The organism is Legionella sp. km772 (genome assembly GCF_003989735.1).
Classification (GTDB): Bacteria; Pseudomonadota; Gammaproteobacteria; order Legionellales; family Legionellaceae; genus Legionella.
The window spans coordinates 1-1,202 of sequence record NZ_RZGQ01000363.1 but is presented as its reverse complement, the minus strand read 5'-3'; the positions used below and the strand labels follow the sequence as shown (position 1 = coordinate 1,202).

The window sequence follows — 1,202 nt, the reverse complement described above, 5'->3', positions numbered from 1 at the left end:
AACTCATTTAAATCACTTTGCTATTAAGTACAAATTGATTCTTAGAGCGAACCAGATTGCTTGGCAGGAGCTTAAAAATATGGCAGCTTAAAATTGACCGTGCGTAACATGAGTAATTCAGTCGAGTATCATGTCCCTTTATGGCGAAAATTACCGCAACGCCCCCGTTTTTTTAATAAATTCATTAGGGTAGTCTATTTTTTTGGAGGTCAAGGCTCGCATACAGAAATGCATTATGATCGCGAACATTGCAGTATTCTCCATTTATGTTTATGTGGTAAAAAGAAGTTTCTCCTCTTTACCCAAGACCAAAGCGACAATATATACAAAACCCCTTTTGTCGGTGATACCTTAATCGATTTTGGTTTGCCTCAAGAGGAGCTCGAGAAAAGTTTTCCCCGGTTAAAACAAGCAGAAGGTTATGAAGTAGTACTTGAAAAAGGGGATATGGTTTTTATGCCGAGAAATTGCTGGCATTTTACCAGCTATATTGATGCCTCAGCTGCTGCCTCTTATGTTCTTTACCCTAAGAAATTTTTCCAATTTTATGGTTATGTAACCGGATATTTTTACATGGGTCTTTTAGATAAGCATCGAGGCGGTGTTGGTCTTTATTCCCTACCTTCTTTTAATAAATTTCGAGTGGCCTATGCTTTAGCCGATGGCAATAAAAAACTTTTATACAAAGTCATTGAAAAAGTTTTATATTTTTTCCTTCTACCGTCTATTAGTCTCTACACTAAGGTTTCTTTTATGTTAAGACCACGTAGGGTGTATTAAGTGGAGTCACTTTAGAGGGCAAGGCTTTAAAAAAATTATTCGCTTTTATGAATAAGATAATAAAAATAATGTCTTCTCTTCCAAAAAAACTTCCTATACTCTCTCCTCGTAGTGTAGCGTAGTTTATTTGAATTAAAATAAACCTTCCAACGGGGGAGGAAGGATAAACCGGCCGCATAAGCTAGAAAACGAATTTCATCCTCTAAATCATCACCACTTTCAAAAAAAATTTTAGCCACATTATAAAAATTCTCATCATTAGTAAGAATTCTTTTAAATACAGAAGCTTGAACATATTTAGTAACTCATGTTACGCACATAAACTTGTAGTTTGACTAAAAAGCATTAGAATTCCGCCCTTAATTTTAGGGAGGGAATTAAATGGATATGCTTGATCTTTATAGTGATTATTTGATTTTCCA

Annotated in this window: 2 protein-coding genes; one reads left to right on the top strand and one right to left on the bottom strand. The window is 34.9% G+C overall.

Going from position 1 to position 1,202, the window contains the following annotated elements:
* Positions 1-108: 108 nt before the first annotated feature.
* Positions 109-780 (top strand): cupin-like domain-containing protein, encoded by a 672-nt coding sequence (locus ELY15_RS15915; RefSeq protein ID WP_127101753.1) that lies wholly within the window; start codon positions 109-111, stop codon positions 778-780.
* Between the two features lie 35 nt (positions 781-815).
* On the opposite strand, the gene ELY15_RS15910 is transcribed toward ELY15_RS15915, so the two are convergent.
* Positions 816-1,019, bottom strand: coding sequence for a hypothetical protein (locus tag ELY15_RS15910; RefSeq protein WP_127101751.1), 204 nt, complete (start codon positions 1,017-1,019; stop codon positions 816-818).
* Positions 1,020-1,202 lie beyond the last annotated feature (183 nt).